This window comes from Sphingomonas sp. CL5.1, assembly GCF_013344685.1.
GTDB lineage: Bacteria > Pseudomonadota > Alphaproteobacteria > Sphingomonadales > Sphingomonadaceae > Sphingomonas.
Map to the genome: position 1 here is coordinate 412,114 of NZ_CP050137.1, position 11,868 is coordinate 423,981.

An 11,868-nucleotide genomic window follows, 5' to 3' on the forward strand; every position below is an offset into this window, starting at 1 on the left:
TTTCAGGGAATGAGAGTAGGGGAGGACGCATGAAGCTGAATCGTCGCCACCTTCTCCGCCTTACCGGAGCCACCGCCGTCGCGGCGGCGGCGGCCGGGCCGGGCAGCGCCGTCACCCCCGCGTTCGCGCCGGCGATCGGCGTGCAGCTCTATATGCTCCGCGACCTGCTCGCGAAGGACGTTGAGGGCACGCTGGCGGCGATCGCGCGGATCGGCATCCGGTTCGTCGAATTCGCCGGCTTTTATGACCGCACGCCAAGCCAGTGGCGCGCTTTGCTCAAGGTCAACAACCTGACCGCGATCGGCGCGCACGGCCTCTATCCCGACATGCGCGACGAGCAGGCCGCAGCCGCGATCGACGACGCCGCCGCGATCGGGCTGGAATGGGTGGTCGCCGCCGTGCCGCGCCTCCCCGGCCTGACGCTGCCGATCACCGAGGAGAAATTCCGCGCCGCCACGCAGCGCATCACCGCCGACGACATCAACGCGGCCTCCGCGCGCTTCAACCGCTTCGGCGAGATGGCGAAGGCGGCGGGAATGCGCTTCGCCTACCACAACCACGGCTTCGATTTCCGGCGCTACGACGGCCGCTACGGGCTGGACCTGATCCTCGCCGAGACCAATCCGGCGCTCGTCGCGCTGGAGCTGGATATCGGCAACACGATCGCCGCCGGCATCGATCCCCTGCCGTATCTCGCGCCGGGCGGGCGGGTTCGGCTGGCGCACGTCAAGGACTGGCGCGGGCCTTACACGCCCTCGCTCTACGACATACCGGCATCGGCGCCCGTCGGCGAGGGCACGATCGCATGGCCGCCGATCCTCGCCGCGCTGAAGCGCGCCCGCGTGCCGTATGTCTTCATCGAGCAGGAAAGCATCGAACCGGCCGCCGCGCTCGACCTGCTCGCGCGCAACTTTCGCCATCTGCAAGGGGAAGGGAAATGACTATCGCGCTGATCGCCGCGCTGGCGCTCGCCGGGCAGGCCGCGCCGGCTTCCCCGCCGCTCACCGTCGGCATCCTCGCCGATCCGTGCGCCGCGCTACCGGCGATGCCGGCCATCGTCGCCGATTATATGGCGCGCTATGCGACGGCGAAGGCGGCCGGCCAGCCCGCGCCGCCGGTCACCGCCGACGGCATGGCGATCTACCAGCGGTGGCAGGATGCGTTGCTCGTCAACGACTTCCCCGGCCTGTGCCGCTATCGCGCCGAGAATGCCGCGCTGCCGCCCGCCAGCGCCGACCGCATCGTCTTCTTCGGGGATTCAATCACCGAATTGTGGCGGCGCGAGGATCCAGGATTCTTCACCGCCGACCGCATCGATCGTGGCGTCAGCGGGCAGACGACGGCGCAGATGCTCGGCCGCTTCCGCGCCGACGTGATCGACCTGAAACCGCGCACCGTGCACATCATGGCCAGCACCAACGACATCGCCGGCAACACCGGGCCGACCACGCTGGCGGCGATCGAGGACAATATCCGCTCGATGGCCGAACTGGCGCGGGCGCATGGGATCAGGGTCGTGCTCGCTTCCGTGCCGCCCGCCGCGCGGTTCGGCTGGCGGCCCGGCATCGCGCCGGTGGAGAGCATCCGCGCGCTCAACGCGTGGCTCGCCGATTACGCGCGCCGCGAGAAGCTGACCTATATCGACTATTATTCCGCGCTGGAGGACAAGGACCACGCCTTTCGCGCCGAATGGTCGGGCGACGGCGTCCATCCCAATGCCGCCGGCTATGCCGTGATGCGCCGCGTCGCCGGGCGGGCGCTGGGGCTGGACGGCCGGCGATGAGCGATCAGGGCAGCGCGTAGCCAACCGTCGCCTGCGCGACCAGCCGGTCCTCCACGCCCTGCCAGATCCGCACGTCGACCGTCGCCAGCCGTCGGCCGAGCTTCATGAGGTGCGCGTCGGCGACGATCGGCTCGAACCGGCAGGCGCGCAGGAAGGAGATCGACAGCGCGTTGGTCACCGCCATCGCCTCCGGGCCGTGATGCGCGGCGATCACGCCGTAGGCGGCGACGTCCGCCAGCGTCATCAGCGTCGGGCCGGAGACGATGCCGCCCGGCCGCGCCATCGCCGGCAGCGGATCGAGCCGCATCCGCAGGCGGTTGAGCGCGAGGCTCTCCACCTCGCCCAGCGTCGCCCGCGCGGCGGTGGGGAAGGCCGCGTCGAGGAACGCCGACAGCTCCGCCACCGTCAGGCGCAACGCCGCTTCGCCCATCAGGCGGCGCCGAACAGCGACGCCAGCCGGTCGCGGATGCGTTCCAGCACCGTCGCGCCCGCGAGGTCCGGCTCGAACGCCTGCCCGGTGATCGTCTCGAACGCTTCGGCATAGGTGTTCGTCGTGCCGACGATCAGGTCCGCCGGGATTTCGGGGATCGCGTCCCTGTATGGATCGCAGCGCGCGGCCACCCATGAGCGGACGAAATCCTTGTCGAAGCTGTCCGGGCGCTCGCCCGCCTCGAAGCGCGCCTGATAGGTCGCCTTCTTCCAATAGCGGCTGCTGTCCGGCGTATGGATTTCGTCGGCGAGGATGATCCTGCCCTCGCTATCGACGCCGAACTCATATTTGGTGTCGGCCAGGATCAGCCCGCGTTCGTCGGCCAGCTTCTGCCCGCGCGCGAACAGCGCCAGCGCGGCGGCGCTCACCTCCTCCCATTGCTCGGGCGTGAGCAGCCCGCGCTCGAGGATCTCGGTCGGCGTGAGCGGCTCGTCATGGCCGCCGTCGAATTCCTTGCTGGTCGGGGTGATGACCGGCGCGGCCAGCCGCTCGTTGTCGCGCATCCCGTCCGGCAGCGTCATGCCGTACATCGCGCGCTGCCCGGCCTTGTAGCGCTTGAGGATCGAGGTGTCGGTCGTCCCGGCGAGATAGTCGCGCACGACGATCTCGACCGGCAGGATATCGAGCCGGCGGCAGATCAGGACATTGGGGTCCGGGTATTCGATCACATGATTGGCGCAGATGTCCGCGGTCTCCTCGAACCAGAAGCGCGCCGTCTGGGTGAGGATCTGGCCCTTGAAGGGGATCGTGCACAGGATGCGGTCGAACGCGCTCAGGCGATCGGTCGCGATGATGACGCGGCGGCCGTCGGCGAGGTCGTAATTGTCGCGCACCTTGCCGCGATAATGGCGCGGAAGCTCAGGGATCGTCGCGTCATCCAGCGTCCGCGAGACGAAGGCGGAATAATCGCGAACCGGCATGCGCACATCCTCGAAAGCGGGGAAAGGCGCGTCTTAGTCGGACTTACCGCCCGTGTCAGGGACGAATTTCGCGTCCTGCTCCGCGCCCGCGCCGGGCGGCGCGAAGGCCCGCTCCGGGATCGTGGCCACCAGTGGTTCATGTCCCCAATCCGCCAGCAGCCCGAGCAACGCGCGCCCCGGCAATCCCACGGTCGCGGTGTTGCGCAGCGGGTGGACGTTGACCCGCGCCGCCTCCGCGAGACCGGCGTCGAGCACCACGCGCACCCGCCCCTCGCGATCGTTGATCGCGGCGAGCGGGGTCACCGATCCAGGCGTGACGCCGAGCAGCCGCTCCATGTCCCCCGCCTTGCCGAAGCTCAGCTTCCTCGCGCCGATCGCGACGGCCAGCGCCTTGAGATCGACGCGCCTGGCGTGATCGACCGTCACCAGCCAGAACGCGCCGCCGGCATCCTTCAGGAACAGGTTCTTGGTATGCGCGCCGGGCAGCGCATCATGGATCGCGGCGCTTTCCTCGACGGTGAACACCGCCGGATGCTCCAGCACGTTCCATGCGAGGCCATGATCGGCGAACGCCGCGCGCAACGCCTCCTCGCTCACCTGAACACCACCGTCCGCTGGCCGTTGAGCATCACGCGATGCTCGCAATGCGCCTTCACCGCGCGGGTCAGCACGCGGCTTTCGGTCTCCTGCCCCTCGGCGATCAGGTCGTCGACCGTGTCGGCGTGATCGACCGTCGACACGTCCTGCGCGATGATCGGGCCTTCGTCGAGATCGGGCGTCACGTAATGCGCGGTCGCGCCGACCAGCTTCACGCCGCGCTCCCACGCGCGATGATAGGGCCGCGCGCCCTTGAAGGCAGGGAGCGAGCTGTGGTGGATATTGATGACACGCCCCTCCAGCGCGCGGCACGCGGCATCGGACAGCACCTGCATGTAGCGCGCGAGGATGATGAGATCGACACGCTGCTCGGCGATCAGCGCGAGCAATTTCTCCTCCTGCGCCGCCTTGTTCTCCGGCGTGACCGGCAGGCAGTGATAGGGAATGCCCTCATGCTCCACCCGCCGCCGCCAGACCTCATGGTTCGAGACGACCGACGTCACCTCCATCGGCAGATAGCCGGTGGCGGTGCGATAGAGCAGGTCGTTGAGGCAGTGCCCGCCGCGGCTGACCATCACCAGCGCGCGCTGCTTCACCGCCAGATCATGCACCTGCCATTCGAGTTCGAAGGCGGCGGCGACCGGCCCGAAGCCGCGCCCGAAGCTCTCCGTCGTCATCCCCGCCGGTCCGGCGAAAGTGACGCGCATGAAAAAGCGGCCGCTCTCCGCGTCGCCGAACTGCGCGCTCTCGACGATGTTGCAATCCTGCGATGCGATCGAACTGGCGACCGCCGCGACGATCCCCTTGCGATCGACGCACGACACCAGCAGCACGAAATCGGGCTTCGTCATCGACACTCCAACCTTCCCCGGACGCGCATCTAGGCAAAAGGGCGGGGGCGGGAAAGACGATTGCGTCTCACGAGGGAATCCGTGCCGGATATGGCGGGCGGCGGCTCCGCCATGCGGGCCATAAGCAAAAAGGCCGCCCCGGATGGAGCGGCCCTTTATTATCGGCAATGAGCGGCAGGTCAGATATCGTCGCCGAGCGCGCCCTTGACCTTGCCCTTGAACTGCTGCGCCTTGCCTTTCAACTCCTGCGCGGCGCCTTCCGCCTCCATCTTCGCATCCTTGTCGGTGCGGGTCGCGGGGTCCTTGTCGGCCATCGCCTGTTTGGCCTTGCCGACGGCTTCGTTCACATTGCCTTTGATCTTGTCGATCAGTTCGCCCATCTCCAGTCTCCTTCTACGGAAACCAACGGTTTCGGGCGGCGGCGGTTCCTCAGATCAGCCCGGCGAGCGGACTCGACGGATCGGCATAGCGGCGCTTGCCCATGCGACCGGCGCGATAGCTCAGCCGGCCCGCCTCGACCGCCGCCTTCATCGCCGCCGCCATCAGGATCGGGTCCTTCGCCTCGGCGATCGCGGTGTTCATCAGCACGCCGTCGCAGCCAAGCTCCATCGCCCGCGCCGCGTCCGACGCCTGCCCGACGCCGGCATCGACCAGCACCGGCACGCCCGCGCCCTCCACGATCAGCCGGATCGTCACCTCGTTCTGGATGCCGAGGCCGGAGCCGATCGGCGCGCCCAGCGGCATGATCGCCACCGCGCCGGCATCCTCCAGCCGCTTCGCCGCGATCGGATCGTCGACGCAATAGACCATCGGCAGGAAGCCTTCCTTCGCCAGCACCTCGGTCGCGCGCAGGGTCTCCACCATATCCGGGTAGAGCGTGCGCGCCTCGCCCAGCACCTCCAGCTTCACGAGGTCCCAGCCGCCAGCCTCGCGCGCCAGCCGGAGCGTGCGGATCGCGTCCTCGGCGGTGAAGCAGCCGGCGGTGTTGGGCAGGTACGTCACCTTCTTCGGATCGATGAAGTCGGTGAGCATCGGCGCATTGGGATCGCTGACGTTGACGCGGCGCACCGCGACGGTGACGATCTCCGCCCCCGACGCCTCCAGCGCGGCGGCGTTCTGCGCGAAATCCCTGTATTTCCCGGTGCCGACGATCAGCCGTGAGCGGAAGGTGCGCCCGGCCACCGACCAGGTGTCGTCATGGTCGCCGCCGCCGACAAAGTGGACGATCTCCAGCTCGTCGCCATCCTCCAGCGCCACCTCGCCCAGCGTCGAGCGCGGCACCACCACCATGTTGCGCTCCACCGCCACCTTCTCCGGCGCGAGGCCGAGTTCGTTCGCGAGGCCAGCGAGCGTGAGGCCGCCCGCGACGCGGCGATGCTCGCCGTTCACGGTGATCGAGATGGTGCCGTCGGTATGCGTCATGCGCCGCCATCTAGGGGGCGGAGGCGGCAGGGGCAATGCGGCGCGGGGAATGTTGCGCTCCATCGCGCGCAATGCGAGAAGGCGCGCAATGACCGGTCTCATCTATGTCCTCAACGGCCCGAACCTCAACCTGCTCGGCACGCGCGAGCCGGAAATCTACGGCCACGACACGCTCGACGACATCGCCGGGCGGCTGGAGGACCGCGCGCGCGCGCTGGGGCTGGAGATCGACATGCGCCAGTCGAACCACGAAGGCCACCTCATCGACTGGCTGCACGAGGCGCAGGCGCGCGACGCGCGGGCCGTGCTCCTCAACGCCGGGGCCTTCACCCACACGTCGATCGCGCTTTATGACGCGATCAAGGCGGTGCGGACACCGGTGATCGAGGTCCATCTGTCGAACCCCCACACGCGGGAGGAATTCCGCCATATCTCCTTTGTCGGGCGCGCGGCGAAGGGCACGATCGCGGGGTTCGGCGCAACATCCTATATGCTCGCGCTTGAAGCGGCGGCGCTGTTCTGACAGAGCGCGCGCCCTGAAATTTCCAGGGGGAAACTGGTCCACATGGCTGACAACGAAGACAACAAGGGCGCGATGAAGGTCGATGTGGGGCTGGTCCGCCAGCTCGCCGAGCTGCTCGACGCGACCAACCTCACCGAGATCGAGGTGGAGGAAGGCGAGCGCAAGATCCGCGTCGCGCGCAAGGTGCCGGCCGCCGCCCCGGCGGTGCATTATGCGCCCGCCCCGGTGACCGCGCCGGCGGCGCCGGTTGCCGCGCCGGCCGCCGCCGTCGAGGCGCCCGCCGCGCCGAGCCACGCCAATGCGGTGCGCTCGCCGATGGTCGGCACCGTCTATCTCGCCGCCGAGCCGGGGGCCGCGCATTTCGTTTCGGTCGGCAAGCAGGTGAAGGTGGGTGACACGCTCCTCATCGTCGAGGCGATGAAGGTGATGAACCCGATCACCGCCCCCGCCGGGGGCACGGTGAAGGCGGTGCTGGTGGAGAACGGCCAGCCGGTCGAGTTCGATCAGCCGCTCGTCGTCGTCGAATAAGCCGCCCATGCCCCAGATCAAGAAGCTGCTGATCGCCAATCGCGGCGAGATCGCGCTCCGCATCCATCGCGCGTGCCACGAGATGGGCATCAAGACGGTCGCGGTGCACTCCACCGCCGACGCCGACGCGATGCACGTCCGTCTGGCGGACGAGGCGATCTGCATCGGCCCGCCGTCGGCCGCGGAAAGCTATCTCAACATCCCGAACATCATCTCGGCGGCGGAAATCTCGGGGGCGGACGCGATCCACCCCGGCTACGGCTTCCTTTCCGAGAACGCCAAGTTCGCGGAGATCGTCGAGGCGCACGGCCTGATCTTCGTCGGCCCGAAGCCCGAGCATATCCGCATCATGGGCGACAAGGTGGAGGCGAAGCGCACCGCCGGCGCGCTCGGCCTGCCGCTCGTCCCCGGATCGGACGGCGCGATCACCGATGTCGCGGAGGCGAAGAAGCTCGCCGCCGAGATCGGCTATCCGGTGCTCATCAAGGCCGCGTCCGGCGGCGGCGGGCGCGGCATGAAGGTGGTGCCGGAGGAAAGCCAGCTCGAAACCTTGATGCAGCAGGCGGGGTCCGAGGCGAAGGCGGCGTTCGGCGACGCGACCGTCTATATGGAGAAATATCTCGGCAACCCGCGCCACATCGAATTCCAGGTGTTCGGCGACGGCGAGGGCAATGCCATCCACCTCGGCGAGCGCGACTGCTCGCTCCAGCGCCGCCACCAGAAGGTGCTGGAGGAAGCTCCCTCCCCCGTCATCACCGAGGCGGAACGCGAGCGGATGGGCGGGATCGTGGCGAAGGCGATGGCCGACATGGGCTATCGCGGCGCCGGCACGATCGAGTTCCTGTGGGAAGACGGCGACTTCTACTTCATCGAGATGAACACCCGGCTTCAGGTCGAGCATCCGGTGACGGAGATGGTGACGGGTCTCGATCTGGTGCGCGAGCAGATCCGCATCGCGGAGGGCCATCCGCTGACGCTCCGCCAGCAGGACGTGCACATTCGCGGCCACGCGATCGAATGCCGCATCAACGCCGAGGACCCGCGCACCTTCGCCCCCTCGCCGGGGCTGGTGAAGCAGTTCCACGCGCCGGGCGGGATGCACGTCCGCGTCGATTCGGGCCTCTACGCCGGCTACAAGGTGCCGCCTTATTACGACAGCATGATCGCCAAGCTGATCGTCTACGGCACCACGCGGCAGGGCGCGCTGCGCCGCCTGCGCCGCGCGCTGGAGGAATTCGTCATCGAGGGGATGAAGACCACCATCCCGCTGCACCAGGCGCTGCTCGACGATCCCGAATTCCAGCAAGGCCAATATACGATCAAGTGGCTGGAGGAATGGCTGGCGAAGCAAGGGGCCTGACCCGCTTCGCCACCGCCGGCAATGATTGCCCCGAAATGAAGCACTTGCGCGCGCGGAGGAGTCGCGCGGGCCGAATGGTTATGCTAGGTTTAACTTCGTGATCGAGCCTCGCCCATCGACGGACGAGGCTCGAACGGGATCAGGCGGCATTCGGCAAAAGGGGAAGTATATGCGCAAGGCGGTGGTTTTCTCAGCAATGGCCACGCTGACGTTCGCGGTCGCGTCAGCAGCGGCGAACGCCGCGAACGTGATCCCCACGGGCACGGCCAGCGCGCCCGCCGGCGACGGCATCCTGCGCGACGGCTCGGGCTGGGACTATAATTACACGCCCTCGAACATCGGCGCGATCACCAGCCCCACGCTCCAGCCGGACGGGCGGCAGTGGAACAACGGCTCGTTCTGGTGGGATTCGTCGCAGACCCCCTCGCCTTATTACATCACCGTCACCCTGCCGCAGAGCTACACTTTCGATCATCTCGTGCTGCAAGCCGACAATAACGACAGCTATCTGGTCGAATATTGGAACGGCACGGCATGGCAATCGGCGTTCACCGCCGGCGATGTCAACGGCTGGGGGCTGACGACGCGCGATAGCGGAACGCTGGCCAGCTTCACCACCGACCAGTTCCGCCTCTCCGCCGTCAGCGGTGACCAATATTATGCGATCTCCGGCTTCCAGGCGTTCACCACCGGGGTGCCCGAGCCGGCGACCTGGGCGCTGATGATCCTGGGCTTCGGCGCTGTCGGCGGCATGATGCGCCGTCGCGGCAAGGCCACCGTCCGCTTCGCCTGACCCCCGCTCGCCCGGCGACGCGGGGCGCGCCGGGCGGAAAGACAGCTCCCCTCGATCGCGGCCGCTTGCGTCGCACGGCGCGCCGGGCAAGGATTGCGCGGCACCGGAAGGGAGCAACGCATGTTCATCGGCCATTACGCCCCCGCCTTCGTCGCCGCGACCAGCCCCAGGGCGCAACGGCTGGGGCCATTGTTCGTCGCCGCGCAGCTCGTCGACATCGCCTTCTTCGCCTTCGTCCTGCTCGGCGTCGAGCATATGCGCGCCGTCCCCGGCTTCACCGCGATGAACGCGATGGACCTCTATGACATGCGCTTCACGCACAGCCTGATCGGCGCGCTCGGCTTCGCGGCGGCATGGGCGGTGGGCACGCGCCTGCTCGGCGGCGGCTGGCCGGCGGCGGCGATCGGCGCGGCGGTGGTCGTCTCGCACTGGCTGCTCGACCTGATCGTCCACGCCCCCGACCTCACCCTGTTGGGCAGCGGCGCGCGCTACGGCCTCGCCTTGTGGAACCATCCGGCGATCGAGATGCCGCTGGAGCTGGCGCTGACCGGCGGCGCCCTGCTGTTCTACGCCGGCCGCACCGAGGCGAAGGGTCGCGGCGGAGGTGTGTCTCTGACGGTGCTGGCGATCGCGCTGTTCGCGTTGCAGGTGATCAACTGGCTCCAGCCGCAGCCCGCGGTGATCGTCGACCCGGTGCCGGCGTCGCAACCTTTGCTCGCCTTGTTCGCTTACGCGCTGTTCTCGGCGCTCGCCTTCTGGGTCGCGCGCACGCGGACGGTGAAGGGTGGACCGCGCGTGCGGCTCGTCTAGAAAGAAGGCATGAAGGCAACCATCTGGCACAATCCGCGCTGCTCCAAGTCGCGCGAGACGCTTGCCCTGCTCGAAGAAGCCGGGGTCGACATCACCATCGTCGAATATCTCAAGGCGCCGCCGACGCGCGACGAGCTGGAGCGGGTCTATCGGCGCGGCGGCATCCACCCGCGCGACGCGATGCGCAAGGATGCGCCCAAGCTGGCCGACGATGGCGCCGCGCTCGACGCGATGGCCGCCGATTCGGCGCTGATCGAGCGGCCGGTGGTCGAAACCGCGAAGGGCGTGGTCATCGCCCGTCCGCCGGAACGCGTGCGCGACATCCTGTGACCTTGCCCGCCGCGACCCGCTGGCGCGTGGCGCGGGCGGACCGCGCCGCCGTGGTGATCGACGCGGCGGACTATTTCCGCGCGGCGTGGGAGGCGATGCAGCGGGCGCGGCGGCAGATCCTGCTGATCGGCTGGGATTTCGACGCGCGCATCACGCTGGTTTACGACGAGGCACGCGCCGGCGTCCCCGTCACGGTGGGCGACTTCATCACCTGGCTGGTCGATCGCACGCCGGGGCTGGAGGTCCACATCCTGCGCTGGGACAAGGGCGCGCTCAAGACGTTGTTCCGCGGCAAGACCCTTTGGACGCTCACCAAATGGCGCTTTGCCCACCGCCGCATCCACCTGAAGCTCGACAGCCATCACCCGGTCGCCGCCTCGCAGCACCAGAAGATCGTGGTGATCGACGATTCGATCGCCTTCTGCGGCGGCATCGACATGACCGACGCGCGATGGGACACGCGCGCGCACCGCGACGGCGATCCGCATCGCATCACGCCGAACGGCAAGTCGTACAAGCCGTGGCACGACGCCACCACCGCGCTGGAAGGGCCGGTGGCGGCGGCGCTGGGCGAATTGTGCCGCGAGCGCTGGCGGATCGCCGGCGGCAAGCCGATCGTCGCGCCGCAGCCGCACGGCGATTGCTGGCCCGAAAGCCTGACGCCGGATTTCATCGCCACCGATGTCGCCATCTCGCGCACCCAGCCCGAATGGGACGGGCAGCCCGAGGTGCTGGAGATCGAGAAGCTCTACCTCCATCTGATCGGCCGGGCGAAGCAGCGCATCTATGCCGAGAGCCAGTATTTCGCCTCGCGCCGCGTGGCCGAGGCGATCGCCGCGCGGCTGGCCGAGCCGGACGGGCCGGAGATCGTCGTCATCAATCCGACGGTGGCGCAGGGCTGGCTGGAGCCGCTCGCGATGGATACGGCGCGGGCGCGGCTGTTCCAGGCACTCAAGCGGCGCGATCCGCATGACCGGTTGCGCATGTACCATCCGATCGCGCCGTCCGGGCGGCCGATCTACGTCCACGCCAAGGTGCTGGTGATCGACGAGGCGGTGGTGCGTGTCGGCTCGTCGAACTTCAACAACCGCTCGCTCCGGCTCGACACCGAATGCGACGTGACGATCTACGACGACGGCCCGCGCATCGCGGCGATCCGCGACGGCTTGGTCGCCGAGCATCTCGGCCGCGAGCCGGCGAAGATCGCCGCCTCGATCGCCGAGCGCGGCCTGATCGCGACGATCGAGTCGCTACGCGGTGCTGATGGGCGAACGCTGGTCCCTTATGAAGTGCCGCACCTGGACACGGTGGAGACATGGCTGGCGGACAATGAGGTGCTCGACCCGGAAGGGCCGGCCGAGATGTTCGAGCCGCTGTCGAAGCGCGGGCTGCTGCGACGGTTGCGCTCACGCGGGAAAGGATGACGGCGGCCCAGGACACCATCCCGGTGTTGTTCCAATC

The 11,868-nt window shown here is 68.4% G+C and carries 15 protein-coding genes; 9 read left to right on the top strand and 6 right to left on the bottom strand.

All coding sequences use genetic code 11. The features are described from left to right. The first annotated feature begins 29 nt into the window (after positions 1-29). Both F9288_RS01905 and F9288_RS01910 read left to right on the top strand, forming a co-directional pair. Positions 30-941 carry a sugar phosphate isomerase/epimerase gene (locus F9288_RS01905; protein WP_174835012.1) on the top strand — a complete coding sequence of 304 codons (912 nt, stop codon included), beginning with the start codon at positions 30-32 and terminating at the stop codon, positions 939-941. Next, on the top strand, positions 938-1,783 hold the full coding sequence (locus F9288_RS01910) for an SGNH/GDSL hydrolase family protein (protein ID WP_174835013.1): 846 nt from the start codon (positions 938-940) through the stop codon (positions 1,781-1,783). Before F9288_RS01905 ends, F9288_RS01910 begins: the two co-directional genes overlap by 4 nt. A 4-nt stretch (positions 1,784-1,787) precedes the next feature. Here the strand turns inward: F9288_RS01910 and F9288_RS01915 are convergent, their stop codons facing one another. The 6 genes from F9288_RS01915 to thiS all read right to left on the bottom strand — a co-directional run bounded on the left by F9288_RS01915 (position 1,788) and on the right by thiS (position 6,063). Next, on the bottom strand, positions 1,788-2,213 hold the full coding sequence (locus tag F9288_RS01915; RefSeq protein ID WP_174835014.1) for a PaaI family thioesterase: 426 nt from the start codon (positions 2,211-2,213) through the stop codon (positions 1,788-1,790). Next, positions 2,213-3,193, bottom strand: a complete 981-nt coding sequence (locus F9288_RS01920; protein WP_174835015.1) for a phosphoribosylaminoimidazolesuccinocarboxamide synthase — start codon at positions 3,191-3,193, stop codon at positions 2,213-2,215. Before F9288_RS01920 ends, F9288_RS01915 begins: the two co-directional genes overlap by 1 nt. A 33-nt stretch (positions 3,194-3,226) precedes the next feature. Beyond that, a complete protein-coding gene (locus tag F9288_RS01925) occupies positions 3,227-3,790 on the bottom strand; it encodes a prolyl-tRNA synthetase associated domain-containing protein (RefSeq protein WP_174835016.1) in 564 nt (187 codons plus the stop codon). Then, the gene (gene purU / locus F9288_RS01930; protein WP_174835017.1) at positions 3,787-4,641 is read right to left on the bottom strand and encodes a formyltetrahydrofolate deformylase; all 855 of its coding nucleotides are present in this window, start codon (positions 4,639-4,641) and stop codon (positions 3,787-3,789) included. The genes F9288_RS01925 and purU overlap by 4 nt, the downstream gene beginning before the upstream one ends. Positions 4,642-4,820: 179 nt before the next feature. After that, positions 4,821-5,021 carry a CsbD family protein gene (locus F9288_RS01935; protein WP_174835018.1) on the bottom strand — a complete coding sequence of 67 codons (201 nt, stop codon included), beginning with the start codon at positions 5,019-5,021 and terminating at the stop codon, positions 4,821-4,823. Positions 5,022-5,070: 49 nt separating this feature from the next. Next, positions 5,071-6,063: a sulfur carrier protein ThiS gene (thiS, locus tag F9288_RS01940; RefSeq protein WP_174835019.1), complete on the bottom strand. Its 993-nt coding sequence runs from the start codon at positions 6,061-6,063 to the stop codon at positions 5,071-5,073. Between the two features lie 88 nt (positions 6,064-6,151). Between thiS and aroQ the strand changes: the two genes are divergently transcribed. The 7 genes from aroQ (at position 6,152) to F9288_RS01975 (ending at position 11,831) form a co-directional block, all read left to right on the top strand. Then, complete coding sequence (gene aroQ / locus F9288_RS01945; protein ID WP_174835020.1) at positions 6,152-6,586, top strand: type II 3-dehydroquinate dehydratase; 435 nt, start codon at positions 6,152-6,154, stop codon at positions 6,584-6,586. Positions 6,587-6,628: 42 nt separating this feature from the next. Beyond that, entirely contained in the window at positions 6,629-7,114 is a 486-nt protein-coding gene (accB, locus tag F9288_RS01950) for an acetyl-CoA carboxylase biotin carboxyl carrier protein (RefSeq protein WP_174835021.1), read from the top strand. 7 nt (positions 7,115-7,121) lie between these two features. Then, positions 7,122-8,474, top strand: coding sequence for an acetyl-CoA carboxylase biotin carboxylase subunit (accC, locus tag F9288_RS01955; protein WP_174835022.1), 1,353 nt, complete (start codon positions 7,122-7,124; stop codon positions 8,472-8,474). 169 nt (positions 8,475-8,643) lie between these two features. Then, positions 8,644-9,267, top strand: a complete 624-nt coding sequence (locus F9288_RS01960) for a PEPxxWA-CTERM sorting domain-containing protein (RefSeq protein WP_174835023.1) — start codon at positions 8,644-8,646, stop codon at positions 9,265-9,267. 120 nt (positions 9,268-9,387) lie between these two features. Continuing rightward, a complete protein-coding gene (locus tag F9288_RS01965; RefSeq protein WP_174835024.1) occupies positions 9,388-10,077 on the top strand; it encodes a hypothetical protein in 690 nt (229 codons plus the stop codon). 9 nt (positions 10,078-10,086) lie between these two features. Further along, positions 10,087-10,407 carry an arsenate reductase family protein gene (locus tag F9288_RS01970; RefSeq protein WP_174835025.1) on the top strand — a complete coding sequence of 107 codons (321 nt, stop codon included), beginning with the start codon at positions 10,087-10,089 and terminating at the stop codon, positions 10,405-10,407. Further along, a complete protein-coding gene (locus F9288_RS01975) occupies positions 10,404-11,831 on the top strand; it encodes a phospholipase D-like domain-containing protein (RefSeq protein ID WP_254621031.1) in 1,428 nt (475 codons plus the stop codon). The genes F9288_RS01970 and F9288_RS01975 overlap by 4 nt, the downstream gene beginning before the upstream one ends. Positions 11,832-11,868 lie beyond the last annotated feature (37 nt).

Coding starts and splice junctions, on each gene's coding strand:
- F9288_RS01905 (WP_174835012.1), top strand. CDS start 30: ATGAAGCTGAATCGTCGCCACCTTCTCCGCCTTACCGGAGCCACCGCC.
- F9288_RS01910 (WP_174835013.1), top strand. CDS start 938: ATGACTATCGCGCTGATCGCCGCGCTGGCGCTCGCCGGGCAGGCCGCG.
- F9288_RS01915 (WP_174835014.1), bottom strand. CDS start 2,213: ATGGGCGAAGCGGCGTTGCGCCTGACGGTGGCGGAGCTGTCGGCGTTC.
- F9288_RS01920 (WP_174835015.1), bottom strand. CDS start 3,193: ATGCCGGTTCGCGATTATTCCGCCTTCGTCTCGCGGACGCTGGATGAC.
- purU (WP_174835017.1), bottom strand. CDS start 4,641: ATGACGAAGCCCGATTTCGTGCTGCTGGTGTCGTGCGTCGATCGCAAG.
- F9288_RS01935 (WP_174835018.1), bottom strand. CDS start 5,021: ATGGGCGAACTGATCGACAAGATCAAAGGCAATGTGAACGAAGCCGTC.
- thiS (WP_174835019.1), bottom strand. CDS start 6,063: ATGACGCATACCGACGGCACCATCTCGATCACCGTGAACGGCGAGCAT.
- aroQ (WP_174835020.1), top strand. CDS start 6,152: ATGACCGGTCTCATCTATGTCCTCAACGGCCCGAACCTCAACCTGCTC.
- accB (WP_174835021.1), top strand. CDS start 6,629: ATGGCTGACAACGAAGACAACAAGGGCGCGATGAAGGTCGATGTGGGG.
- accC (WP_174835022.1), top strand. CDS start 7,122: ATGCCCCAGATCAAGAAGCTGCTGATCGCCAATCGCGGCGAGATCGCG.
- F9288_RS01960 (WP_174835023.1), top strand. CDS start 8,644: ATGCGCAAGGCGGTGGTTTTCTCAGCAATGGCCACGCTGACGTTCGCG.
- F9288_RS01965 (WP_174835024.1), top strand. CDS start 9,388: ATGTTCATCGGCCATTACGCCCCCGCCTTCGTCGCCGCGACCAGCCCC.
- F9288_RS01970 (WP_174835025.1), top strand. CDS start 10,087: ATGAAGGCAACCATCTGGCACAATCCGCGCTGCTCCAAGTCGCGCGAG.